Source organism: Massilia sp. 01N417 (assembly GCF_056399645.1).
On the sequence record NZ_JBFTRS010000007.1, the window covers coordinates 200,493 to 223,343 of the forward strand.

Here is a 22,851-nt window from a genome sequence, read left to right on the forward strand (position 1 = left end):
CGATAACGATGGGAGTCGATCATGGCAAGCGACATTGTGACGGCCGACGTGCTCGCGCCGGTCCGGGAGGTGGACAGCCCGGGAACATTTGATACGCGCGCGCTGCAGGAGCTCGACAGCGCGCACTACCTGCATCCCTTCACCGACCACGGCGCGCTGTGCGAACGCGGCGCGCGCGTGATGGTGCGTGGCGACGGCATCTACCTGTGGGATTCGGACGGCCGCAAGGTCATCGACGGCATGTCCGGCCTGTGGTGCGTGAACATCGGCTACGGCCGCGCGAGCATGAGCGCCGCCGTGGCCAGGCAGATGGACACGCTGCCCTTCTATAACAGCTTCTTCAACACGACCAATGTGCCGGCGCTGATGCTGGCGGCGCGCCTGGTCGAGCAGGCGCGCAAGGTCGATGTGGGCATGCAGCACGTGTTCTTCACCGGCTCGGGCTCGGAAGCCAACGACACCATCGTGCGCATGGTGTGGCGCTACTGGCAGCTGATGGGGCAGCCGCAGCGCCAGGCCATCATCAGCCGCCGCAACGCCTATCACGGCAGCACCGTGGCCGGCGCCTCGCTGGGCGGCATGGATGCCATGCATGCGCAGGGCGCCCTGCCGATTCCCGGCATCCACCACATCGGACAGCCGAACTTTGCCGAGCATGGACGCGGCATGAGCGAAGCCGAATTCGGCCTGCGCGCGGCCGGCTGGCTGGAAGAGAAGATCCTCGAACTCGGGCCGGACACGGTGGCCGCCTTCATCGGCGAGCCGGTGCAGGGCGCGGGCGGCGTGATCATCCCGCCGCCGACCTACTGGCCCGAAATCCAGCGCATCTGCGACAAATACGGCGTGCTGCTGGTGTCCGACGAAGTGATCTGCGGCTTCGGCCGCCTGGGCACCTGGTTCGGCTGCCAGCTGATGGGCTTCCGGCCCGACCTGATCGCCTTCGCCAAGGGCGTGACCTCGGGCTATGTGCCGCTGGGCGGCGTGCTGGTGGGCGCCAGGGTCGCGCATGCCCTGGTCGAGAAGGGCGGCGACTTCAACCACGGCTTCACCTATTCCGGCCACCCCGTCGCCTGCGCGGCGGCGCTCGAGAACCTGCGCATCATGATCGATGAAGGCCTGGTCGAGCGCGTGGCACTGGAAACCGGGCCCCACCTGAAGGCCGCGTTCGGCACGCTGGCCTCGCACCCGCTGGTGGGGCAGGTCGAGAGCATCGGCATGGCGGCAGGCCTGAACCTGGTACGCCGCAAGGGCGCCACGCTGCACGACTGCGAAGCCTTCCCGCGCGAGCTGGCGGTGGGCATGGTGTGCCGCGGGCATATGTTCGACAACGGCGTGATCATGCGGGCGGTGGGAGACCGGATGATCGTGGCGCCGCCGCTGGTGATGACGACGGCGCAGATCGATGAGATGGTGGAGCGGATCAGGTTCTGTCTCGACCTGACCCTGGACGATCTGACGCGGCGGGGTTGGATGTAGGGTGGGCTCTCCGAGCCCACGCGGACGCCGGCGTCACGCGAACGTCACGCGTGGGCACGGGGTGCCCCACCCTACGTTATCAGACACTCAGGGCGGTCTTGTGCGGCTCATGCCGATTCTTCAAAACCTGCGGCGCCAGCGACCCCACGATCATGCCCGCGAACGCCGCGATCAGCCCGGCCAGCTGCCCCGGGAAATGCTCGCCCAGCGAGGAGATCTGCGGGAAGAACACGATCCACACCGCGATGCCGGCCGCGATCGACAGGATCGCGCCCTGGGTGGTGGCGCGCTTCCAGTACAGGCCCATCACCAGCGGCACGAAGGCGCCGACCAGGGTCACCTGGTAGGCCGAGGACACCAGTTCGTAGATCGAGGTGCCCTTCATCGCGATCGCGTAGGTCAGCACCAGCGCCGCGAACACGACGATGGTCACGCGCATGGCGAACAGCTGCTGGCGGTCGCTCATGCCCGGGCGCAGGTTCTTGAGGATGTTCTCGGTGAAGCTGGTCGACGGCGCCAGCAGGGTGGCCGAGGAGGTGCTCTTGATCGCGGAGAGCAGCGCGCCGAAGAACAGGATCTGCATGATCAGCGGCATCTTCGTCATCACGAAGGTCGGCAGCACGCGCTGGTAGTCGCTCTTGGCCAGCTCCATCGCATCGTTGCCCATCACGATCACGGCGCAGGCGACGATGAACATCGGGACGAAGGCGAACAGGATGTAGCTGGCGCCGCCGATCATGGCGCCGGCGCGCGCGGTCGGCGCGTTCTTGGCCGACATCACGCGCTGGAACACGTCCTGCTGCGGGATCGAGCCCAGCATCATCGTCACGGCCGCGCCGACGAAGAAGGCGATGTCGGTGAACTTCGCCTGCGGCAGGAAATTCCACAGGTCCTTCTGCTGGACCATGTGCAGCACGGCGCCGGTGCCGCCCGCCAGTTCGGACGAGAACACGGCGATGATGGACATGCCCACCACCAGCACGATCATCTGGATGAAGTCGGTGATCGCCACCGCCAGGAAGCCGCCGACCACCACATAGATCAGCACGGCCAGGGTGCCGACGATCATGCCGGCGGTCTCCGACATCGCGCCGCCGGTCAGCACGGAAAAGACCAGGCCCAGCGCCGTGATCTGCGCCGCCACCCAGCCCAGGTAGGACAGGATGATGGCGGCCGAGCAGAACACTTCGATGCCCTTGCCGTAGCGCGCGCGGTAATAGTCGCCGATGGTCAGCAGGTTAAGCTTGTACAGGCGGGCCGCGAAGAACAGGCCGACCAGGATCAGGCAGGTACCGGCGCCGAAGGGATCTTCGACCAATCCGTTCAGGCCGCCCTGCACGAACCGGGCAGGGATGCCCATCACGGTCTCGGCGCCGAACCAGGTGGCGAAGGTGGTGGTGATCACCATGATCAGCGGCAGGCTGCGGCCGGCCACGGCGAAGTCGGACGTGTTCTTGATCCTCGTGCCGGCCCACATGCCCAGGCCCAGGGTGCCCAGCAGGTAGAGCACGACAGACGTAATCAGAATGGTATTCATTAGGTGCTCCGGGCTGCGGGAAAGAGGAAATTCTGGCTGGAAAAATTCGCGATTATAGCGGCATAAATCGTCAATTGGATCGATTTTGTTTGCTAGTATCGGCCTGACAACAATCATGACTCCAGAGGGGACAAAATGACTACCGAATCCTGGCATGAACGTTCCGGAACGGTGCGGATCGACGGCCGCGCCGTCATCGATGGCAAGCGTATTGACGCAAACTCCGGCGCCCGTTTCGACTGTATCTCGCCGATCGACGGCCGCAAGCTCGGCGAGGTCGCGCGCTGCGGTCCAGACGACGCCGACGCCGCGGTCGCCAGTGCCCGCGCCGCCTTCGACGACGGGCGCTGGTCCGGCAAGTCTCCGGTCGAGCGCAAGCGCGTGCTGATCCGCTTTGCCGACCTGATGCTGGCCAACCGCGACGAGCTGGCCCTGCTGGAGACCCTCGACATGGGCAAGCCGATCCGCTACAGCCGCAGCGTCGACGTGCAGCTGGCCCAGAACTGCATCCGCTGGTACGGCGAGGCGATCGACAAGATCTACGACGAAGTGGCGCCCACCGCCCAGGACAGCCTGGCCCTGATTCAGCGCGAGCCGGTGGGCGTGGTGGCCGCCGTCATCCCCTGGAACTATCCGATGCTGATGGCCGCCTGGAAGATCGGGCCGGCGCTCGCCGCCGGCAACAGCCTGGTGCTGAAGCCCTCGGAAAAAGCGCCATTGACTTCATTGCGCCTGGCCGAGCTGGCACTGGAGGCCGGCGTGCCGGAAGGCGTGTTCAACGTCCTGCCGGGCTACGGCGACGAAGCAGGCAAGGCCCTCGGCCTGCACATGGACGTCGACTGCATCGCCTTCACGGGCTCGACCCGCGTCGGCAAGCAGATCCTGCAGATGGCGGGACAGTCGAACCTGAAGCGCGCCTGGACCGAGTTGGGCGGCAAATCGGCGAACATCGTCTGCGCCGACTGCCCCGACCTGGATGCCGCGGTATCTGGCGCGATCGGCTCGATCTATTTCAACCAGGGAGAGAGCTGCAACGCGCCGTCGCGCCTGTTCGTCGAAGAATCGATCCGCGAATCCTTCCTGGACAAGGCCCTGGCCCTGATGCCGAAGTATGCGCCGGGCGATCCGCTCGACCCGGACACCGTGATGGGCGCCATCGTCGACGGCATCCAGATGAAGACGGTGCTCGGCTATATCGAAGACGGCAAGGCGGCCGGCGCACGCCTGCTCGCGGGCGGGCGCGCCGCGCGTACGGAAACGGGCGGCCTGTATATCGAGCCGACCCTGTTCGATGGCGTCGATGCCTCGATGCGGATTGCGCGCGAGGAGATCTTCGGGCCGGTCTTGTCCGTGCTGTCGTTTACCGACCTGGACGAGGCGGTGCGGCAGGCGAACAGCACGCCCTACGGGCTGGCGGCGGCGGTGTGGACGGCGGACATGAGCAAGGCGATCCGCACCGCGCGCAGGCTGCGGGCCGGGACCGTGCATGTGAACCAGTATGACAATGACGACATCACCGTGCCCTTCGGCGGCTATAAACAGTCGGGGAATGGGCGCGACAAGTCCTTGCATGCGTTTGACAAGTACACGGAGTTGAAGACGACGTGGATACAGGTGTGAGGACCGGCAACGCAAGGATCGGCCCGCAGGCCTAGATCGCCATCTCCCGCAACACCTTCGAAGCCTCCCGGCTCGCCGTCAGCATCGTCCCATCCCGCATCTGGATGAGCAGCTGCGACTGCTCATCCGCGCGCATCGAATCGACGAAGTCCAGGTTCACCAGCGCCGAGCGGTGCACGCGGATGAAGCGGGCCGGATCGAGCTGGGCTTCGAGCTCGGAGATGCCGATGCGGACCAGGAAGGTCTGGCCGCGCGCGGCGATGGCCGTGTACTTCGAATCCGCTTTCAAATATTCGATCTCGTTCAGCGACAGCGGGAAGATGCGGCCGCGGTCGCGCACCAGGATGCGTTCCAGGCGGCCGGCGGGCCGGCCCTGCATCCGCTGCGTCGCCTGCTCGAGCGCCGCATCGACGATCTCGCGCGGCGGCATGGGCGCTTCCAGCAGGCGCGCCACCGCGGCGTCGAAGCGGGCGCGCGTAAAAGGCTTGAGCAGGTAGTCGACCGCGTTCAGCTCGAAGGCCGTCACCGCGTACTGGTCGTAGGCGGTGGTGAAGACGATGTCGGGCGTGCAGCTGAGGCGGCGCAGCACTTCCAGGCCGGTCAGCTCCGGCATCTGGATGTCCATGAAGACCACGTCCGGGCGAATGCGGTTGATCTGCTCGAGCGCGCTGGCGCCGTCGCCGGCTTCGCCCGCCAGGCGCAGGGCAGGGTGGGCGTAGATGGCGTCGCGCAGCACGTCGCGGGCCAGCGGCTCGTCCTCGGCGATGAAAACGGTTTTCGTGTTCACAGGGTTTCCTTCATTCAGGCGGATTCGAGCGGGATCGACATCGTCACCACGAAGCCGGCGCCGGGCGCGGTGGCGATCGAGAGAATGCCCCTGGCGCCGTACTCGAGCTGCAGGCGGCGTTCGACGGTGCGGATGCCGAGGCCGTTCGACTGCTTCACGATGGCGGGGTCGGCGCCGGGGCCGTCGTCGCCGACCGTCATGGTCAAGGCGCCGGCCTCGTCGTCGACCCGGGTGCGGATGCGCAACAGGCCTGGGCGGCTGTGCGGATTGAAGGCATGCTTGATGCTGTTCTCGACCAGCGGCTGCAGCGACAGCGCCGGCAGCGCGATGCGGGCGGCTTCCTCGTCGAGTTCCCACTCGATCTTCAGGCGCGAACCCAGGCGCAGGCTTTCCAGCTCGAGGTAGTCGCGTACGAAGCGCAGCTCGTCTTCCAGGGTGACGCGGTCGCTGCCGCTTTTTTCGGTGTCGAGCACGTAGCGCAGCATGTCCGAGAACTGGAACAGCGCGGTCTCGGCAGCCTCGGGATTGCGGCGTGTCAGCGCGATGATCGAGTGCAGGGTGTTGAACAGGAAGTGCGGGTTCAGCTTGTTGCGCAGGGCGTTCAGCTCGGAGGCGACCAGCAGGGTCTGGGCCTGCTGGATGGCGATGGCCTGGCGCTGGCCCGCATGGCTCATGCGCACAGCGTGGAACATCGCAGCGATGACGACATAGGTCATCATGCTGTACAACACCGGCCACACATACCAGGACAGCGGTTGCGGAGACCTGACCACCATCGACAACAGACCATAGAAGCCGACCGCATAGACAGCCGCGCCGGCGCCGTGGATGAGGAACTCGACGGGCAATGGCAGCCGCCTGCGCTCCAGCCAGCCGCTCAGCGGCCACAGCAGAGCGAGCACGAAGGCTTGTGGCGTGCTCCAGAGCAGCTCAGTGCCTGCCCTGTGCCAGTCGAAATATCCGTGAGTCAGGTTCTCGAACTGTCCGGCCGCCGTCAGGACGCACAGGTAATCGATCCAAGCGATGGCGTAGATGCGCCACATGCGGGCCGTCGACATCTGATGAGTTTTTGATAATTCCATGTCGAAAGTATGCCGCAGAATACGCGCCATGGAACGGGCAGTGACGCCAACTGCGGGATCCGGGCAACGAATTGCGGCATCGGGACGCGGGTCGAGCCGCGCGCGGCGGCCTGGAGGCCGGTGCTATATTGATCCGCAGCGGGGCAAGCGAGGAGTGCGATGGCCGAAGCAATCAGCGGTGACATGCGGGATTTTCTGCGAGAACACAATATCCACGAGGTCGAGTGCGTGATCGCGGACATGACCGGCATCGCCCGCGGCAAGATCCTCCCGAAAGACCTGTTCCTCACCGGCGAGCACATGCGGCTGCCGAAGAGCGTGCTGCTGAATACCGTCCACGGCGAGCAGCCGAACAACACGCCCTATGTCGGATCGATCGACCCCGACATGATCTGCGTGCCGGACCCGGCCACGATCCGCGTCGTGCCCTGGGCCACCGAGCGGGTCGCCTGCGTGATCCACGATTGCCAGGATTTCGACGGCAGCCCGGTCGAGCTGGCGCCGCGCGCCGTGCTGCGGCGGGTGCTGGACAAGTACCGCGAGCGCGGCTGGCGGCCGGTGGTGGCGCCCGAGATGGAGTTCTACCTGGTCGCGCGCAACACCAACCCGCACGAACCCTTGAGCCCGCCGACCGGCCGCAGCGGCTTTACTGAGCAGGGCCGGCAATCCTATTCGATCGACGCGGTCAACGATTTCGATCCCTTCTTTCTCGAGCTGTCGGCCTTCTGCAAGCAGCACGAGCTGGGCGTCGAGACCCTGATCCACGAAGCCGGCGCCGGCCAGATGGAAATCAACTTCACCCACGGCGACGCGCTCGAGCTGGCCGACCGCGTCTTCCTGTTCAAGCGCGCGGTGCGCGAGACGGCGCTGCGGCACGGCATCTTCGCCACCTTCATGGCCAAGCCGATGGAGACCGAGCCGGGCAGTGCGATGCACGTCCACCAGAGCATCGTCGACGGCAGCGGCCGCAATATCTTCTCGGACGAGGATGGCGGCGAAAGCACGCTGTTCCGTCAATATATCGGTGGGCTTGAAAAATACCTGCCTCCAGCGACCTTATTATTCGCGCCCCATGTAAATTCCTACCGCCGCCTGTCGCGCTTCCAGTCGGCGCCGATGAACGTGCACTGGGGCTACGACAATCGTACCTGCGGCATCCGCGTGCCGAACGCCGGCCCGGCCAACCGCCGGGTCGAGAATCGCGTGCCGGGCGTGGACGTGAATCCCTATCTGGCGATGGCGGCGACCCTGGCCTGCGGCTGGCTGGGCATGACGGAAGGCCTGCAGCCGGCCGCGCCGACGCCCGACAGTGCGGAGCACATCCACGGCGAACTGCCGCGCAACCTGGAGGACGCGATCCAGCAGCTGCGCGGCTGCGCGGCGCTGGCGGCGATGCTGGGGCCCTTGTTCGTGCAGGCGTTTTGCGAGGTGAAGGAGCTGGAGTTCGCGACGTTTTCGCGGGTGATCAGTTCCTGGGAGCGGGAGCACCTGATGCTGCTCGTTTGACGTGGGCTCGGAGAGCCACCCTACTCTTGCTCGCGTAGGGTGGGCACCCCGTGCCCACGCGTCAAACGCAGGGCAGCGTGACGGTCAAGCGCGTACGCCCATCCCCCGTATCCATCGAAGCCCCACCGCCCTGCACCTCGGCCATCAGCCGGATCGAATACGTCCCCAGCCCGCTGCCGCCTTCCTTGTCCGCCGTCGCGTACTTCTCGAAGAAGCGTCCGCGCATGGCCGGCGGTACTTCGCCCTCGTTGTCGATCACCACGTGCAGCTTGCCGTCGCCCGGCGAGACGTCGATCCTGATCGTGCCGCCCTCCGGCGAGGCTTCGGCGGCGTTCTTGAAGGCGTTCGAGAACATCGAATAGCACAGCAGCGGCTCGCCCAGGCAAAGCGTTTCGCCGGGGGCGTCGAAGCGGATCTCGATGGCGCCGGGCGCGAAGGCGAGGCGGGTCTGCCGGGCCACGCGCTCGAGCAGGGCGCCCAGGTCGAAGGCCTGCAGCGCCGGCTGGTACTCGCCCTTTTCCATGCGGTAGATGTCGAGCGTGCGGTTGATCATTTCGAGGGCGTTGCTGGCCGCCATCTCGATCATGCGCGCCTGCTCGCGCTGGCTCTCGGTGAGGCAGCCAGCCTGCAGGGCCTGGCTGCCGTGCAGGGCCACCGCCAGCGGGCTTTTCAGGTCGTGGCGGGTCATGCGTTCGACGTCTTCGCGCAGGTGGGCGTTCTCCACCAGCAGCTCGTTCTGGCGCTTCAGGTCGGCGGTGGCCGCGGCCAGGGTCAGGTGGGTCGCGATGCGCGCCTTCAGGATGGTCGGGTCGGCCGGCTTCGACACATAGTCGACCGCACCCAGGCGCAGGCCGCCCACCACGTCGTCGACGGCGTCCTTCGCGGACAGGAAGATGATCGGGATGCCGGCCGTCTTCGGATTCGCCTTCAGCTGGCGGCAGGTCTCGAAGCCGTCCATCACCGGCATCATGATGTCCAGCAGGATCAGGTCGATCTGGAAGCTGTCGGCGATCTCGATCGCCTTGCGGCCGCTGATCGCCACCTTGATCGCGTACTCGTCCTTCAGGGCGCCCGCCAGGATCTCGATATTCGTCGGGACGTCGTCGACGATCAGCACCGTGCTTTTCTTGATGCGCTCGGCCAGCGGCTGTTGCAGGCCGATCACGCCGGCGGCGCCGGCCGGTGCCGGCAAGGGCGCCGGCGCAGGGGAAGCGGCAGGCGCGGCAGCGGCCGGACGCGCGAACGGCGAGGCCGGCGCCTCCTGCGGCGCGCCGATCATCGCCATGAACTTGCCGGCGAAGCTGTGCACCGTGAACGGCTTGATCATGTAGGCGCTGACGCCGGCCTGCAGTGCGCTGCGCACCGAGGCCGGGTTCGACTCGGCGGTCAGCATCATGAACGGCGTCCTGGCGTAGCGCGCGTCCTTGCGCATCCAGCCCAGCAGCTCGATGCCGCTCATGATGGGCATGCTCCAGTCGCCGATCACGACGTCGATGTGCTGCTTGCGCATCAGGTCCTGCGCCGTCTTGCCGTTTTCGGCCTGGAAGATGTTGACGAAGCCGAGTTCGGTCAGCACCTGGCGGACCGCGGTGCGGATCAGCAGATAGTCGTCGACGATGAGGATGGCGGCGGACTTGTCCATGATTTTCATGTGCTTTTCTATCGGCCGAGTGTAACAACGAATAGTCATCCAACCAACTGTCAGGCCACAGTTTATTGTCAATATGCATATTAAATATGCTTGTTATTGCATTATTGGTGCATGAATTTGCACGTTTTTGCGTAAACCTGTACATTGCGGCGATCAAACAGGAGACGCAATGCAGTTAGCGGAAGAACGTCGGCAACAGATCGTCGACATGGTGGACCAACAGGGGAAGGTGCTCGCGGCCGAGCTGGCGCTGCGCTTCCAGACCTCCGAAGACACGATCCGGCGCGACCTGCGCGATCTCGACGCCGCCGGCCTGCTGCGCCGCGTGCATGGCGGCGCGATGCGGCGCACCCGGGCCGAGCCCAGCTTCGGCCAGCGCAGCGACGATGCCGGCGACCGCAAGGCCATGCTGGCCCAGGCGCTGCTCGATGCCGTGCGCCCCGGCGACACCATCCTGGTCGATGCCGGCACCACCAACCTGGCCTTCGCCCGCCTGCTCGAAGACGGGCGCGCCGCCACCGTCATCACCAACAGCCCGCAGATCGCGCTGGCGCTGGGAGAACTGCGCAAGACCAGGGTCATCCTGCTGGGCGGCGTCTACGCGGGTCATGCCGGCGCCGTGCTGGGCGCCCGGACCGTGGACGAGATCCGCGCGCTGCGCGTGAACCTGGCCGTGGTCGGCGTCTGCAGCGTCGAGGCCGACCGCGGATTGGGCGCCAGCGATGCCGAGGAGGCCCAGGTCAAGCAGGCCATGCTGGCCGCGGCCAGCCGCCGCGTGGTCGCCGTCCTCAACGAAAGGCTGGAGGCGCCGGCGCCCTTCCTGATCGCGCCGCTGACCGATGTCGACCAGCTGGTGCTGGAAGCCGACTGTCCGCCCGACGTGCTCGAGCGCCTGCGCCAGCTCGACCCCACCCCCGACATCAAACTCGCAGCGAAAGTCAAAGCATGAAACCGGCAGAGAACCTCCAACCCGCCAGCCTCGCCACCGTGAATGCTGCACGCTGGGCCATCTCCATCATCTTCCTGTTGAACGGCACCGGGATCGGCCTGTGGGCGGCCCACGTGCCGCTGGTCCAGGCGCGTGCCGGCATCGATACCGGCACCCTGGGCTTCCTGCTGCTGACCATCGCCGGCGGCGCGATCGCGGCGATGCCGGTGTCCGGCTGGATGTCGGCGCGCTGGAGCACCCGCGCCGTCACCCTCGCGAGCGGCGGACTGTTCGCCGTCACCGGCGTGCTGCTGATGAATGCGGACGGCCTGCTGCCGCTGTTCCTGGCGGCCTTCGCCTTCGGCGCCAGCAACGGTGTGCTGGACGTGTCGATGAACGCCAATGCCAGCGAGGTGGAAAGCGCGCGCGGCATGCCGACCATGTCGTCCTTCCACGGCTTCTTCAGCCTGGGCGGGCTGCTGGGTGCGGCCCTGGGCGGCATGCTGATCGGCGCCGGCCTGGGCGACGGCCGCGGCGCGCTGATGGCGGGGATCGCGATCGCCGTCATCGTCGCGCTGTGCGGCCCCTACGTGCTGCGGGTGGCGCCCTCGAAGCACGAGAGCCACTTCGCGCTGCCGCGCGGTCCTGCGCTCTTCCTCGGCCTGCTCGGCATGCTGTGCTTCGCGGTCGAAGGCGCGCTGGTCGACTGGAGCGCGCTGCTGCTGACCGAGCGCACCCGCGCCGAGCCGGCATCGGCGGCGCTCGGCTATTCCGCCTTCTCGATCGCGATGGCGGCCTGCCGCTTCGCGGGCGACCGCCTGGTGCTGCGCTTCGGCGCGATGCGGGTGATGGTGATCGGTGGCCTCGGCATGTTCGCCGGCCTGATGCTGGCCGTGCTCAGCACCCGCTTCGTGCTGTCGGCCTGCGGCTTCGCGCTGATCGGCCTGTCGGCGGCGAACGTGGTGCCGCTGATCTTCGCGGCCGCCGCGCGCATTCCGGGCATGTCGGCCGGCGGCGGACTGGCGACGGTGGCGACCCTGGGCTATGCGGGCCTGCTGCTGGCGCCGCCGCTGATCGGGTCGGTGGCGGCGCATACGAATATCGCGGTGGCGCTGGGTATTCTGTCGGTGTCGGGCATTGTCATCGCGGCCAACGCCCGCGTCGTGAAGCGGTAACGCATGGCATGCGATGACGGCAGGGTGGGCTCACCGAGCCCACGCAAGCTTAGCGGTATTCGCGCAGCACCGTGTAGCCGCTGCCATCCCCGGTCTTCGACTCGACCATCGTGTAATGGTCGATCTGCCAGTCGATGAGCGGTCCATCCTGCGGAATCCCGGCGCCATTGGCCCGCCGCGCCATGGTCACGTGCGGCCGATAGGTGCGCGCCTCCGGCTCCAGCCCCAGGCCGGGCAGGGCGCCCGAGAGCGCGGCGTGCAGGTCCAGCAGCGCCTGCGGCACCGAAGACGGCGCCAGCACCGCAACCCCGTTATGCCACAGCTCCGCCACGTCCAGATTCAAACGGAACGGCGACATGGGAACGGCCAGGCCATCGAGCAGTGCAGGCAGGGACTCGCCCGGCTGGTTGCCGAGGAAGTGCAGGGTCAGGTGCAGTTTATCCGTGTGGACCGGTGAGGCGCCGCGCGGCCAGTCCCACCGCTCGCGCCATTCGCGCAGCTGCTCGCGCACGGCCGGATCCGGCCACAAGGCCAGGAAAAGTCGGGTGGTAGAAGGCTTGTCCATGCCACCCTCCGCCGGTCAGAAGCAGTGTTCCGGTGCCGGGAAGCTGCCGTCCTTCACCGCCGCCACATAGGCTTCCACCGCGGCGTCGATGCTGGTCTGGCCATCCATGAAGTTCTTCACGAAGCGCGCCTTGCGGCCCGGGAAGACGCCCAGCAGGTCGTGCATCACCAGCACCTGGCCGGAGCAGTCGGGGCCGGCGCCGATGCCGATGGTCGGCACGTGCAGCAGCGCCGTCACTTCCTTGCCCAGCGCCGCCGGCACCGCTTCCAGCAGCACCATGGCCGCGCCGGCATCTTGCAGGGCTTGCGCGTCGCGCTTGAGCTGGTCGGCGCCGGCATCGGTCTTGCCCTGCACCTTGTAGCCGCCCAGCTGGTGCACGAATTGCGGGGTCAGGCCGATGTGGGCGCAGACCGGAATACCGCGCTCGGTCAGGAAGCGCACGGTGTCGGCCAGCCAGGCGCCGCCCTCGATCTTGATCATCTGGGCGCCGGCGCGCATCAGGGTGGCGCAGCTGTCGTAAGCCTGCTGGTGGGTACCGTAGCTGCCGAAGGGCAGGTCGGCCAGCACGAAGGCGTGCTTGCGGCCGCGCACCACCGAGGCGGTGTGGTAGGCAACGTCGGCCACCGTCACCGGCAGGGTCGAGTCGTAGCCGGCGCAGACCATGCCCAGCGAATCGCCGATCAGCAGCATGTCGACGCCGCAGCGGTCCATCAGTGAAGCAAAGCTGGCGTCGTAGCAGGTCAGCATGGCGATTTTCTGGCCGGCCGCGCGCATCGCCAGCAGCGAAGGCAGGGTGACCGCTTTGCGGGCCGGTTGCGCCGGGGCCGGGCTCTCGCCGCCCGAACCTGCGCCTGCCATCTCCTTGCCCTGCAAATATCCGCTCATCGTTTTTCCTTTACTCATCGTGAAAAAGCCGCCGGACGTGTTTCGCCGACGGCGTAGTGTAATGCCAAGACAGGTTTCCTGCCGGGGGCGCCGCAACTGGCGACAGGCAATTTTATTAGCTTGTTAGAATCGGGAACAGTTTGTAATTGAAAACAAGATGACCACCACGATCCTAATTATCTTTCTTATCGTTTATCTCGGCATGATTCTCGGCGGGCTGCCATTCCTGCGGCTCGACCGGACCGGGGTCGCCCTGCTCGGGGCCATCGCACTGATCAGCATCGATGCCCTGAGCCTCGAGGACGCGGTGGCGGCGATTCACCTGCCGACGATGGCCCTGCTGTTTGCCTTCATGGTCGTGTCCGCCCAAATGCGTCTCGGGGGATTCTACGACTGGATCACCCGCAAGCTGGCCGGCTTGTCGCTGGGGCCGCCGGGCCTGCTGGCGGTGCTGGTCGTGATCGCGGCCGCACTGTCGGCCGTATTCAGCAACGATATCGTCTGCCTGGCGGTTGCCCCGGTACTGATCGATGCCTGCAGGCGGCGCGGCCTGGCCCCAATACCCTTCCTGCTGGCACTTGCCTGTGCCTCCAATATCGGCTCGGCGGCGACCCTGATCGGCAATCCGCAGAACATGCTGATCGGCCAGACCTTGCGGCTGTCCTTCGACGGCTACTTCCTGGAAGCGATCCTTCCGGTCGCGTTGGGGCTGCTTGCGAGCTGGGGCCTGGTCGTGTGGCAGACCGGCGGACGCTGGCAGGAGGCCGGCGATACCGCGGCACCTGCGGCGCCGGCTGCCGAACCGCACGGCGTGGAAGTGCCCTTCGATGCCTGGCAGACGGCAAAGGGTCTGATCGTCGCCGGCGTGCTGCTGGTGGCGTTCCTGGTCGCACCGTGGCCCAGGGAACATATGGCGCTCATCGGCGCCGGCATCCTCCTCATGAGCCGCCAGTTGCGTTCCCAGAACATGCTGGGCCTGGTCGACTGGGAACTGCTGGTTTTATTCATGAGCCTGTTCGTGGTCAACCATGCATTCCAGCGCACGGGCATCGCCGCGGACCTCGTCGCCCGCCTTGGCGAGCACGGGGTGCAGCTGGATCATCCGGCCCCCTTGTTCTTTGCGACTTTCCTGCTTTCCAACCTGGTGTCCAACGTTCCCGCCGTGATGCTGCTGATCCCCGTGGTCCACCACGAGATCGGCGGTGCGCTGCTGGCGCTGGTGAGCACCTTGTCCGGCAATTTGCTGATTGTCGGCAGCATTGCGAACATCATCGTGGTGGACGCCGCGGCCAGGCGCGGCATCGCCATCGACTGGAAACGCCATGCGCGCGTCGGCATACCGGTCACCCTGGCGAGCCTGGGCGTCGCCGGCGTCTACCTGGCGCTGCGCTTTTAAGCTGCGCCGTCCCGCCGACATTGACTTTGCCCGACGGCCTGCTACAACGGATAGGACGAGGACGTCGACGAGGGAGAGATCATGGCCGGGATTGTGCGCATCGATGACACCGTCATCGATACGGAAGACTTCGTCCGGACACTCAAGCTGACCGGGCAGTTCGAAGGACTCGTCGAGCAGATGGTGCGCGACAAGCTGACCGTGCTGGCGGCGAAAAAGCAGGGCGTGCAATTGGCCCCGGAAGCGATCCAGGAGCGCGCCGACCAGTTCCGGCGCATCCAGGGCCTGCACCGGGCGGCCGACATGAACCACTACCTCGACGTGCTGGGCATCAGCCTGGACGAGTTCGAGGATTTCATCGTCGACAGCCTGACCCAGGAAAAGATGATGGAACAGGTGTGCAGCCCGCAAGCCATCGAGCACTACTTCAAGCTTAACTCGCCGAAGTTCGACAGCGTCGAGATCAGCCATATCGTGCTCGACTCCGAAGGCAAGGCCAAGGAAATGATGTCGGCGCTGGCCGACGATCCGGACAGCTTTGCCGAGATGGTGGCCGAGCATTCGGTCGGGGAGACGCGCGAGAATGGCGGGGTGATCGGCCGGGTATTGCGCGGCTCCCTGCGGCCCGACATCGAGGCGCGCGTGTTCAATGCCGCGGCCGGCGACCTGCTGGGTCCTTTCCCCTCGGCCGACCGGACGCTGTTCGAAATCTACGCGGTCAATGCCAGGCATCCCGCGGCGCTGGACGAGGACACCACCGTGGAGGTACGCCGCCTGCTGCGCGAGGAATGGCTGGCGGCGCGGGCGCAGGAACACATCATCGAGGCCTGTCCCGCGCGTTGAGCCGGCGGTGGCCGCAACATGAGGGACAGGTTCGCGGGACACCGACATGGACTCAGTTGCGAAACAAGAGCAATCCCCCGCCGAATTCCTGGCCACCGTCGAGATCCTGTCCGTCTTCACGGCCGAGGAGCTGGAAACGCTCGCGGCCGCGATCGAAACGCGTGCCTACGCCTTCGGCGATACCATCTGCAGCGCGGGCGACGCCGCCGAAGGGCTGGTCGTCATCCGTTCCGGCTCGGTGCGCGTGTTCAGCGAGGAGCACGGCAAGGAAACCAGCATGGGCGTGCGCAAGGCGGGAGAGGTGTTCGCCGAGATCGCCATGCTGCGCAGCTATCGCCACGAACTGTCGGCGCGCGCCGCGCTGAAGACGGAGCTGTGGTTCATCCCGCGCACGGCGATCGAACCGGTGGTTGCCCGTAATCCGGCCGCCCTGGACTTCATCAACAATTATGTGGCGGTCAGCTCGGCGGGCGGCCTGGTCGCGCGCCTGTTCGATTTGCGCGGCAAGGTCAGCAAGCCGGAGCTGGACGAGTTCGTGCGCAGCGTCGGCGTCAAGCGCGTCAGCGCCGGCAAGGAGATCCTGAAGCAGGGCTCGCGCGACGACCGCCGGCTGTACGTCGTACGCCAGGGCGAAGTGCGGGTCGTGGTCCACGACAGCAGCGACGAGTTCGTGCTGGCCACGCTGGGGCCGGGCGAGATCTTCGGCGAGCGCGCCTCCCTGATGCGCCAGGAACAGGCCGCCACGGTACTGGCCTCGACCGACACCACCGTGCTGGTCATTCCGGAGAAGTCCGCGCATTTCATCCTGGAGCGCAATGCGAAATTCCGCGAGGTAATCGAGGAACGTATCCGCTTTCTCGAACGCGAACTGCACCGCCAGAAGAAACTGGCGGAGCGGCGCAAGCGGCCCGTCGTGCTCGACCTGGTATCCAAACCTGAGGCCGGCGAAAAAGTCATCAAGCGCTTCGCCTGGGTCGAGCAGGCGGAGGAAATGGATTGCGGCGCCGCCTGCCTTGCGATGCTGTGCCGCCACTACGGCATCAACATGACGCTCGGGAAACTGCGTGAACTGGCCAACGTGACCGCGCAAGGCGCCACCCTGGACAGCCTGGCGCGCGCCGGCGAGGCGCTCGGCTTCGGCACCCGCGGCGTGCAATGCACCTTCGATGCGCTGCAGGGCTTCGAGCTGCCCTTCATCGTGCATTGGGAGGGGTATCACTACGTGGTCGTCTACGGGGTCTCGCCGAGCCAGGTCTGGGTCGCCGATCCGGCCGTCGGCTTCAAGAAGATGAGCGTGGAAGAGTTCGAGCGGGGCTGGAGCGGCACCTGCCTGGTGTTCACGCCAGGCGAGCAGCTGGTGCAGGCGACGGCAACCCGTTCGCCGTGGCTGCGTTTCGTCGGCTACCTGCGGCCCTACAGGAAAATCCTGCTGCACCTGTTCCTGGCCACCTTCGTGATCCAGATGCTGGGGATCGTCCCGCCCCTGATCATCCAGAACATCCTCGACGGCGTGCTGGTGCACCAGAACGTCGGCCTGCTGCACCTGCTGATCCTGGGCCTCGTCATCTCCACCGTGTTCACCCAGGTCATGTCGACCTTGCGCGCCTACCTGTCCAACTACATGGTGCGCAACCTCGATTTCTCGATGATGGCGCAGTTCTTCAAGCACACGATGTCCTTGCCGTATTCCTTCTTTGCCAAGCGCAAGACGGGCGACATCCTCGCGCGCTTCTCGGAAAACCAGACGATCCGCGCTTTCCTCACCGAGTCGACCGTGACGACCCTGCTGAACCTGCTGATGGTCTTCATGTACTTCACCATCCTGTTCTTCTACAACGTCAAGCTGACCCTGCTGCTGATCGGCTTCGTCATCCCGATCGTGGCGCTGACCGTGCTCGCCACGCCCCGCATCAAGGAGTACGCGCGGGAGGTGTTTGCCGCATCGACCGACGCCCAGTCCTTCCTGATGGAGGCGCTGGGCGGCATCGAAACCATCAAGGGCATGGGCAGCGAACGTCCGGTGCGCCTGAAATGGGAAAAGAAATACGTGAAGGCGCTCGAGACGCAATACCGTTCCCAATCGTTCAGCATCCTGGTCGGGCTGGCCAGCCAGGTATTGAATTCGGCCACCACGATCGTGATCCTGTGGGCCGGCGCGAGCCTGGTGCTGGCGCGCGAGCTGACCATCGGCCAGCTGATGGCCTTCAATGCCCTGATGGGCAGCGTGCTGGGGCCGTTGATGGGATTGGTGGGCCTGTGGAGCCGGATGGGTGACGCCACGGTCGCGATGGAGCGCCTCGGCGATGTGCTCGACATCGAGCCGGAGCAGAAGCCCGCCGACGTCGCGGCGCGCGTGGTGCTGCCCGACCTGCGGGGCGAGCTCAAGCTGGAACACATGTATTTCCGCTACGGCGGCGATGACACGCCTTATGTGCTGGAGGACATCGACATCGACATCAAGCCGGGCCAGCTGGTGGCGATCGTCGGCCGCAGCGGTTCCGGCAAGACCACGCTGGCGAAGCTGCTGGTGGGTTTCTATCCGCCCAGCGAGGGCAAGATCTTCGTCGACGGCTATGAGATGAACGTCATCGACCGCGGCTATTACCGGGCCCAGGTCGGCTATGTCATGCAGAGCAACCTGCTGTTTTCCGGCACCATCGCCGAAAACATCGCCAGCGGCGACGACAGTCCGGACCGCCGCCGCGTCGAGGAAGTGGCGAAGATGGCCGATGCCCATGCCTTCATCAGCAAGCTGCCGCTCGGCTACGAGCAGGTGGTGGGCGAGCGCGGCGTCGGCCTGTCGGGCGGGCAGGTGCAGCGCCTCTGCATCGCGCGCGCGCTCTACCACGACCCGCGCCTGCTGGTATTCGATGAGGCGACCTCGGCCCTCGATACCCAGTCGGAAAGCAATATCATGGCGAATATGGAAGCCATCCTGGCGGGCCGTACCGCGGTCATCATCGCGCACCGGCTCAGCACGATCATACGGGCCGACAAGATCGTCGTGCTCTACGAAGGCAAGATCGTCGAACAGGGACGCCATGAGGAATTGCTGGCGCGGCGCGGCATGTACTACGAGCTGGTGCAGAAACAGCTGGGCGCGGAGATGTCATGAAACTGTTCAATCCCGGCGGCGAGCGCGGATCGGCGATGTCGTATGCGGCCTTGCTGGAAAAGATCGAGATCATGCGCTCCACCCTGCGCTGGGCCACCCGGCTCGAACGTTCGGACGTCGACAAGCTGCTGCGCCAGGCGAATGCGCTGCGCGACGACGTCATGCAGCTGTCGCACAAGGAGCGTTTCGTCCAGGCCGTCAGCGCCGACATGGAACGCCGGACCGCGGAAGAACCGGTCGCCGAACCGCCGACCGGCGAGCGGCGCCGTGCCTTGCTGGCGCGCAGCTTCGTGTTCGAAGGCACTTTCGGCGACAATCCCAAGCTGCTGGACGCACTGGAGATCGCCGAGAAGGCGGCGCCCACCGACCTTCCCGTGCTGGTCGACGGCGAAAGCGGTACCGGCAAGGAGCTGATGGCCAAGGTGATCCACGCCAACGGCACACGGGCCGACAAACCCTATATCTCGGTCAACTGCGGTGCGATTCCCGACAGCCTGCTCGAATCGGAACTGTTCGGCCACAAGAAGGGGGCGTTCACGGGCGCCGCCAACGACCGCAAGGGCAAGTTCGAGAGTGCGCACAAGGGCACCATCTTCCTCGACGAGATCGGCGAGCTTCCCTTGCCCGGCCAGGTGAAGCTGTTGCGCGTGCTGCAGTCGCACGAGATCCAGCGGGTCGGTTCCGACGAGACGATTGCCGTCGACGCGCGCATCGTGGCGGCGACCAACAAGAACCTGCGCAAGCTGATCGAGCAGGGCACGTTCCGCGAAGACCTGTTCTATCGTCTCAGCGTGATCCACGTGACCTTGCCGCCGCTGCGCGAGCGCAAGGATGAGATCCCGCTGCTGCTGGCTTATTACGGCGACGAGGCAGCGGAAGCCCTGAAGCGGCGGCCGGTGGCGCTGACGGCGCGCCTGCGCGACTTCCTGCTGCGCTACGGCTACCCGGGGAATATCCGCGAACTGCGCAACATCATGTACCGTCTCGCCTGCCTGGCCGGCGACACGGCCGACCTGGCGCACCTGCCGGAAGACATACGGCCTGCGGCGGCCGGCACGGCTGCGGCACCAGGCGCCGGGGCGACGGCGGACGCGCTCGCGGCCCGCCCGGGTTCGTCGCTGGCGGAAGCCAAGCGGGCCGCCAGCGACGAGGCCGAGCGCCACTACCTGGAGCGGGGCTTGCAGGAAGTCGGCGGGACGGTAGCCGAGCTGGCACGGCGCTGGGACATGAACCGCTCCCACCTGCAGATCTTGTTGAAGAAACACGGCCTGCACTCGAAGGATTTTCGCAAGACCCATTGAGCGCACCGGGTGCGCCGGTACTACAGTGCGGGGTTCATCAGGGTCTTGTCGCCGGACATGTCCGAAGCACGTGCGACGATCACCGTCACGTTGTCGCGCCCGCCATTTGCCAGCGCCAGCCCGACCAGGGTCTGCACGGCGTGGGCGCAATCGCCGCACGCGAGTGCCTCCCGGATCGCCTGCTCCGGCACAGGGTTGCTGAGGCCGTCGCTGCACAGCAGGAAGATGTCGCCGTCGTGCGTCGCCAGGGTCGTCACGTCGAGTTCCAGCACATCGCTGGCGCCTACCGCACGGGTGATCATGTTGGCGCCGACCGCCGCCGCCGCCGCATCCTCGCCGCGCGCACGCAGCGCCGCCGCCTGGCTGTGATCGCACGTGAGCTGCTGCAGGCGCCCCTGGCGGTACAGGTAGATGCGGCTGTCTCCCGCCCACAGGCAGGCGGCTTCCGTTCCGCAGGCGAGCAGGACGACGGCGGTGCTTCCGATGACCGGCACCTGCCGCACGCGCGCTTCGGCACGCAGGGCCGCATTGACTTGGCCGAGCCGCTCGCGCGTGGCGTCGATGCACTGCGCCATGTCGGCGGGAAGCGGCAGGTTCTCGAGCGTGTCGACGACTGTCCGGCTCGCCACATCGCCGAAGGCATGCCCACCCATGCCGTCGGCGACAGCCCACAAGCCGCGCTGCGGCTGGTCCAGGTAGGCATCCTCATTGCGGCTGCGCACGCGGCCCACGTCGGTGTGCGCGGCCGAAGTCCAGTGGAAGGTCGTGTTGCAGCTCATGTGCGGCTCGGATCCGGGTCAGGTCCGGCTCAGGGGCGATGCAGTGCCTTGTTCAGGCTGCTTTCGTCCACGCTCAGGTTCAGGTTGGCGTTCGCGCCAGTGTTGTTGACCGAGACCGTCTGGTACTGGTTGATCATCTGGTCGGCAAAATTATTGATCTGGTAGAAGTTGATCACCGGGAATTGGCTTGGGCCCGCCTCGAGATAAGGCTGGATCCAGCCAAAGACCCAGGGCGCGCCATCGCCGCCATGGATCACCGACATTGCCTTGCGGTCCAGCGCCATGTTGGCGGGAAGATCTTTGACGGTAATGGTAGCCATGATGCCTCTCCGTACTGGAAGAAGGGAGACCGGAGGCCGGTCTCCCCAGTGTAGTCCAAATTTATCGGTTTTCCGACTGCCGTGCATGCCCTCAGCGGCGGACGATGGTATTGCCGCCGCGTTGGCTGGTGTCGTTGCCGGCGTGGATACCGTCGACGAAAGCCGCGCCGTTGGCCGTGGCGGTCAGCACGTTCTGTTGCTGGCCCAGGTTCTGGACTGCGGAGATCGACGAGTCGTCGCTGCCGCCATAGCTCAGGTTTCCGAACGACCAGGATGGCGAATTCACTCTCCAGCCGCCGCGCACGGCGGACATGGTGGGACGGTCGAGGCGCTCGCTGCGGGCGAGGTCGGTAATGGTCAGGGTTTTCATGACGGTTCTCCCGGATGGCTCAGAGTGCGGCGTGGTTCGCGCCCCACAGCGAGGCGGCCAGCTGGACGTCGGGGCCGACGAAGCCGGCGCCGATCACGGCATTGTTGTTGAGAACATTCACACCGATCTGCTGGAACTGGGCGAGCTGCTGGTTGACGTTCACGTTCACGTTGATGTCCTTGCCGAGGGCGGCGATACCGCCCCGGACGGCCGACATGGCCTGCCTGTCGAGTGCGGCGCTGTGCGCCAGATCGTGGATTGCGATGGATGACATGATGTTCTCCTGTGCGGTCGGCGATTTCTCAGCCGACGATGGTGTTCTGGCCGTTCTGGTGCACGTTGCTGTGCACGCTGACGCCGTCCAGGAAGGCCGAGCCGTTGGCGGTGGCGGTCATCACGTTCTGCATCTGGCCCAGGTTCTGCGCGGCATTGATCGACGAGTCGTAGCTCGGTGCGTAGGTGATGTCGCCGGTCTTGTACGACGGCGAGAACATGCTCCAGCCGCCGCGCACGCTGCGCATGGCTGCGCGGTCCAGTTGTTCGCTACGGTCCAGGTCTTTGATGGTCAGGGTTTTCATGGTCATGCTCCTCGATGATGGAATGATGGGATYGGATCTTGGTGGGCGATCAGCGGCGCACGATGGTGTTYTGGCCGTTTTGCGAGACGTCGTTATGGACGTGCACGCCGTCGACGAAGGCCGAGCCGTTGGCGGTGGCGGTCATCACGTTCTGGACCTGGCCCAGGGATTGGGAGGCGTTGATCGACGAGTCGTAGTTCGGTGCGTAGGTGATGTCGCCGAACGAGTACGAGGGCGATGCGAACTTGAAGCCGCCGCGGACGGTGGCCATGGTTGCGCGGTCCAGTTTGTCGGTGTGGGCCAGGTCGGTGATGATCAGGGTTTTCATGGTAAATCTCCTTGGATGTCGGTTTGGTTGGTTGAGGCATTTGATTTGCGCTCGATGGACTATCAGCAGGATGCGTGCCAGCTTTTTTCGAATGCCGCCAAAATGCATGCAGGCCATTGAAAACAAAGGGGATTTTCTTGATGTTCTCAGCCGTTCACGGCAGCGGAGGAAGCGGCCGCAGGCATCGCCGGTGATGGCCCGGACCCAACACCTTTCGGGACTTGTTCGTCGCGGACCGACAGGGGGAACTTGGCGGCATGGCTGCCGCCGGCAAGGAGAAGGAAGGGATGGGTTAACGGACTTCATCCCGCTGCCGGGATCGAAGCCGGCAGCGGGATGAAGGAACAGCAGGGAGACGGTTCAGAAGGCCAGCTTGTTCTCGCCCTTCAGTGCGGCGGCCACGTCGATATCGGGGCCGCGGAACCCGGCGCCGATGACGCCGTTGTTGTTGAGGACATTCACGCCGATCTGCTGGAACTGTGCAAGCTGCTGGTTCACGTTCACATTGACGTTGACGTCCTTGCCGAAGGCGTAGCCGCCCCGGACCGCCGACATGGCCTGGCCGTCGATCGCTGCGCTGTGCGCCAGGTCGTGGATTGCGATGGATGA

The 22,851-nt window shown here is 65.8% G+C and carries 22 protein-coding genes; 9 read left to right on the forward strand and 13 right to left on the reverse strand.

The window, feature by feature from the left end; genetic code table 11:
• The first annotated feature begins 21 nt into the window (after positions 1 to 21).
• Positions 22 to 1,476 (forward strand): aspartate aminotransferase family protein, encoded by a 1,455-nt coding sequence (locus AC1DOQ_RS10480; protein ID WP_477362933.1) that lies wholly within the window; start codon positions 22 to 24, stop codon positions 1,474 to 1,476.
• A 79-nt stretch (positions 1,477 to 1,555) separates the two neighbouring features.
• Here the strand turns inward: AC1DOQ_RS10480 and AC1DOQ_RS10485 are convergent, their stop codons facing one another.
• Complete coding sequence (locus AC1DOQ_RS10485; protein ID WP_477362936.1) at positions 1,556 to 3,013, reverse strand: high affinity choline transporter 1; 1,458 nt, start codon at positions 3,011 to 3,013, stop codon at positions 1,556 to 1,558.
• A gap of 135 nt (positions 3,014 to 3,148) precedes the next feature.
• Here AC1DOQ_RS10485 and AC1DOQ_RS10490 point away from each other — a divergent pair, with 135 nt between their 5' ends.
• A complete protein-coding gene (locus tag AC1DOQ_RS10490) occupies positions 3,149 to 4,633 on the forward strand; it encodes an aldehyde dehydrogenase (protein ID WP_477362939.1) in 1,485 nt (494 codons plus the stop codon).
• 31 nt (positions 4,634 to 4,664) lie between these two features.
• Here AC1DOQ_RS10490 and AC1DOQ_RS10495 read toward each other — a convergent pair whose 3' ends face one another.
• Complete coding sequence (locus AC1DOQ_RS10495) at positions 4,665 to 5,420, reverse strand: LytR/AlgR family response regulator transcription factor (protein WP_477362942.1); 756 nt, start codon at positions 5,418 to 5,420, stop codon at positions 4,665 to 4,667.
• Positions 5,421 to 5,434: 14 nt separating this feature from the next.
• Positions 5,435 to 6,463, reverse strand: coding sequence for a sensor histidine kinase (locus AC1DOQ_RS10500; RefSeq protein WP_477362945.1), 1,029 nt, complete (start codon positions 6,461 to 6,463; stop codon positions 5,435 to 5,437).
• Positions 6,464 to 6,661: 198 nt separating this feature from the next.
• Here AC1DOQ_RS10500 and AC1DOQ_RS10505 point away from each other — a divergent pair, with 198 nt between their 5' ends.
• Complete coding sequence (locus tag AC1DOQ_RS10505) at positions 6,662 to 8,008, forward strand: glutamine synthetase family protein (protein ID WP_477362947.1); 1,347 nt, start codon at positions 6,662 to 6,664, stop codon at positions 8,006 to 8,008.
• Positions 8,009 to 8,069: 61 nt separating this feature from the next.
• Here the strand turns inward: AC1DOQ_RS10505 and AC1DOQ_RS10510 are convergent, their stop codons facing one another.
• On the reverse strand, positions 8,070 to 9,659 hold the full coding sequence (locus tag AC1DOQ_RS10510) for a response regulator (protein WP_477362950.1): 1,590 nt from the start codon (positions 9,657 to 9,659) through the stop codon (positions 8,070 to 8,072).
• 169 nt (positions 9,660 to 9,828) lie between these two features.
• On the opposite strand from AC1DOQ_RS10510, the gene AC1DOQ_RS10515 reads away from it, so the two are divergent.
• Together AC1DOQ_RS10515 and AC1DOQ_RS10520 are read left to right on the forward strand one after the other, a co-directional pair.
• Positions 9,829 to 10,608 carry a DeoR/GlpR family DNA-binding transcription regulator gene (locus AC1DOQ_RS10515; RefSeq protein ID WP_477362953.1) on the forward strand — a complete coding sequence of 260 codons (780 nt, stop codon included), beginning with the start codon at positions 9,829 to 9,831 and terminating at the stop codon, positions 10,606 to 10,608.
• Entirely contained in the window at positions 10,605 to 11,762 is a 1,158-nt protein-coding gene (locus tag AC1DOQ_RS10520; RefSeq protein WP_477362956.1) for an MFS transporter, read from the forward strand. The genes AC1DOQ_RS10515 and AC1DOQ_RS10520 overlap by 4 nt, the downstream gene beginning before the upstream one ends.
• Before the next feature lie 49 nt (positions 11,763 to 11,811).
• Here AC1DOQ_RS10520 and thpR read toward each other — a convergent pair whose 3' ends face one another.
• Both thpR and panB read right to left on the reverse strand, forming a co-directional pair.
• On the reverse strand, positions 11,812 to 12,327 hold the full coding sequence (gene thpR, locus AC1DOQ_RS10525) for an RNA 2',3'-cyclic phosphodiesterase (RefSeq protein WP_477362959.1): 516 nt from the start codon (positions 12,325 to 12,327) through the stop codon (positions 11,812 to 11,814).
• A gap of 15 nt (positions 12,328 to 12,342) precedes the next feature.
• Positions 12,343 to 13,212, reverse strand: coding sequence for a 3-methyl-2-oxobutanoate hydroxymethyltransferase (gene panB, locus AC1DOQ_RS10530; RefSeq protein WP_477362962.1), 870 nt, complete (start codon positions 13,210 to 13,212; stop codon positions 12,343 to 12,345).
• Between the two features lie 157 nt (positions 13,213 to 13,369).
• Between panB and AC1DOQ_RS10535 the strand changes: the two genes are divergently transcribed.
• From AC1DOQ_RS10535 to AC1DOQ_RS10550, 4 genes are all read left to right on the forward strand, one after another.
• Complete coding sequence (locus AC1DOQ_RS10535) at positions 13,370 to 14,608, forward strand: anion transporter (protein WP_477362965.1); 1,239 nt, start codon at positions 13,370 to 13,372, stop codon at positions 14,606 to 14,608.
• A gap of 81 nt (positions 14,609 to 14,689) precedes the next feature.
• Positions 14,690 to 15,451 carry a peptidylprolyl isomerase gene (locus AC1DOQ_RS10540; protein WP_477362968.1) on the forward strand — a complete coding sequence of 254 codons (762 nt, stop codon included), beginning with the start codon at positions 14,690 to 14,692 and terminating at the stop codon, positions 15,449 to 15,451.
• Between the two features lie 46 nt (positions 15,452 to 15,497).
• Positions 15,498 to 18,566: a peptidase domain-containing ABC transporter gene (locus AC1DOQ_RS10545; protein ID WP_477362971.1), complete on the forward strand. Its 3,069-nt coding sequence runs from the start codon at positions 15,498 to 15,500 to the stop codon at positions 18,564 to 18,566.
• Positions 18,563 to 19,867 (forward strand): sigma-54 interaction domain-containing protein, encoded by a 1,305-nt coding sequence (locus AC1DOQ_RS10550; protein WP_477362974.1) that lies wholly within the window; start codon positions 18,563 to 18,565, stop codon positions 19,865 to 19,867. Before AC1DOQ_RS10545 ends, AC1DOQ_RS10550 begins: the two co-directional genes overlap by 4 nt.
• Positions 19,868 to 19,887: 20 nt before the next feature.
• Here the strand turns inward: AC1DOQ_RS10550 and AC1DOQ_RS10555 are convergent, their stop codons facing one another.
• The 7 genes from AC1DOQ_RS10555 to AC1DOQ_RS10585 form a co-directional block, all read right to left on the reverse strand.
• The gene (locus tag AC1DOQ_RS10555) at positions 19,888 to 20,646 is read right to left on the reverse strand and encodes a PP2C family protein-serine/threonine phosphatase (RefSeq protein ID WP_477362977.1); all 759 of its coding nucleotides are present in this window, start codon (positions 20,644 to 20,646) and stop codon (positions 19,888 to 19,890) included.
• Positions 20,647 to 20,675: 29 nt separating this feature from the next.
• Complete coding sequence (locus AC1DOQ_RS10560; protein ID WP_477362980.1) at positions 20,676 to 20,966, reverse strand: hypothetical protein; 291 nt, start codon at positions 20,964 to 20,966, stop codon at positions 20,676 to 20,678.
• 91 nt (positions 20,967 to 21,057) lie between these two features.
• Positions 21,058 to 21,336 carry a hypothetical protein gene (locus AC1DOQ_RS10565; protein WP_477362983.1) on the reverse strand — a complete coding sequence of 93 codons (279 nt, stop codon included), beginning with the start codon at positions 21,334 to 21,336 and terminating at the stop codon, positions 21,058 to 21,060.
• A 19-nt stretch (positions 21,337 to 21,355) separates the two neighbouring features.
• Positions 21,356 to 21,610 carry a hypothetical protein gene (locus AC1DOQ_RS10570; RefSeq protein WP_477362986.1) on the reverse strand — a complete coding sequence of 85 codons (255 nt, stop codon included), beginning with the start codon at positions 21,608 to 21,610 and terminating at the stop codon, positions 21,356 to 21,358.
• A 28-nt stretch (positions 21,611 to 21,638) separates the two neighbouring features.
• The gene (locus AC1DOQ_RS10575) at positions 21,639 to 21,914 is read right to left on the reverse strand and encodes a hypothetical protein (protein WP_477362989.1); all 276 of its coding nucleotides are present in this window, start codon (positions 21,912 to 21,914) and stop codon (positions 21,639 to 21,641) included.
• Between the two features lie 49 nt (positions 21,915 to 21,963).
• Positions 21,964 to 22,242 (reverse strand): hypothetical protein, encoded by a 279-nt coding sequence (locus AC1DOQ_RS10580; RefSeq protein ID WP_477362992.1) that lies wholly within the window; start codon positions 22,240 to 22,242, stop codon positions 21,964 to 21,966.
• Positions 22,243 to 22,602: 360 nt separating this feature from the next.
• On the reverse strand, positions 22,603 to 22,851 hold a 249-nt coding region (locus AC1DOQ_RS10585; protein WP_477362995.1), incomplete at its 5' end, for a hypothetical protein.

Bases quoted from the DNA above. Each gene is read 5' to 3' on its own strand.
- AC1DOQ_RS10480 (WP_477362933.1), top strand. From the start codon at position 22: ATGGCAAGCGACATTGTGACGGCCGACGTGCTCGCGCCGGTCCGGGAG.
- AC1DOQ_RS10485 (WP_477362936.1), bottom strand. From the start codon at position 3,013: ATGAATACCATTCTGATTACGTCTGTCGTGCTCTACCTGCTGGGCACC.
- AC1DOQ_RS10490 (WP_477362939.1), top strand. From the start codon at position 3,149: ATGACTACCGAATCCTGGCATGAACGTTCCGGAACGGTGCGGATCGAC.
- AC1DOQ_RS10500 (WP_477362945.1), bottom strand. From the start codon at position 6,463: ATGTGGCGCATCTACGCCATCGCTTGGATCGATTACCTGTGCGTCCTG.
- AC1DOQ_RS10505 (WP_477362947.1), top strand. From the start codon at position 6,662: ATGGCCGAAGCAATCAGCGGTGACATGCGGGATTTTCTGCGAGAACAC.
- AC1DOQ_RS10510 (WP_477362950.1), bottom strand. From the start codon at position 9,659: ATGAAAATCATGGACAAGTCCGCCGCCATCCTCATCGTCGACGACTAT.
- AC1DOQ_RS10515 (WP_477362953.1), top strand. From the start codon at position 9,829: ATGCAGTTAGCGGAAGAACGTCGGCAACAGATCGTCGACATGGTGGAC.
- AC1DOQ_RS10520 (WP_477362956.1), top strand. From the start codon at position 10,605: ATGAAACCGGCAGAGAACCTCCAACCCGCCAGCCTCGCCACCGTGAAT.
- thpR (WP_477362959.1), bottom strand. From the start codon at position 12,327: ATGGACAAGCCTTCTACCACCCGACTTTTCCTGGCCTTGTGGCCGGAT.
- panB (WP_477362962.1), bottom strand. From the start codon at position 13,212: ATGAGCGGATATTTGCAGGGCAAGGAGATGGCAGGCGCAGGTTCGGGC.
- AC1DOQ_RS10535 (WP_477362965.1), top strand. From the start codon at position 13,370: ATGACCACCACGATCCTAATTATCTTTCTTATCGTTTATCTCGGCATG.
- AC1DOQ_RS10540 (WP_477362968.1), top strand. From the start codon at position 14,690: ATGGCCGGGATTGTGCGCATCGATGACACCGTCATCGATACGGAAGAC.
- AC1DOQ_RS10545 (WP_477362971.1), top strand. From the start codon at position 15,498: ATGGACTCAGTTGCGAAACAAGAGCAATCCCCCGCCGAATTCCTGGCC.
- AC1DOQ_RS10550 (WP_477362974.1), top strand. From the start codon at position 18,563: ATGAAACTGTTCAATCCCGGCGGCGAGCGCGGATCGGCGATGTCGTAT.
- AC1DOQ_RS10555 (WP_477362977.1), bottom strand. From the start codon at position 20,646: ATGAGCTGCAACACGACCTTCCACTGGACTTCGGCCGCGCACACCGAC.
- AC1DOQ_RS10560 (WP_477362980.1), bottom strand. From the start codon at position 20,966: ATGGCTACCATTACCGTCAAAGATCTTCCCGCCAACATGGCGCTGGAC.
- AC1DOQ_RS10565 (WP_477362983.1), bottom strand. From the start codon at position 21,336: ATGAAAACCCTGACCATTACCGACCTCGCCCGCAGCGAGCGCCTCGAC.
- AC1DOQ_RS10570 (WP_477362986.1), bottom strand. From the start codon at position 21,610: ATGTCATCCATCGCAATCCACGATCTGGCGCACAGCGCCGCACTCGAC.
- AC1DOQ_RS10575 (WP_477362989.1), bottom strand. From the start codon at position 21,914: ATGAAAACCCTGACCATCAAAGACCTGGACCGTAGCGAACAACTGGAC.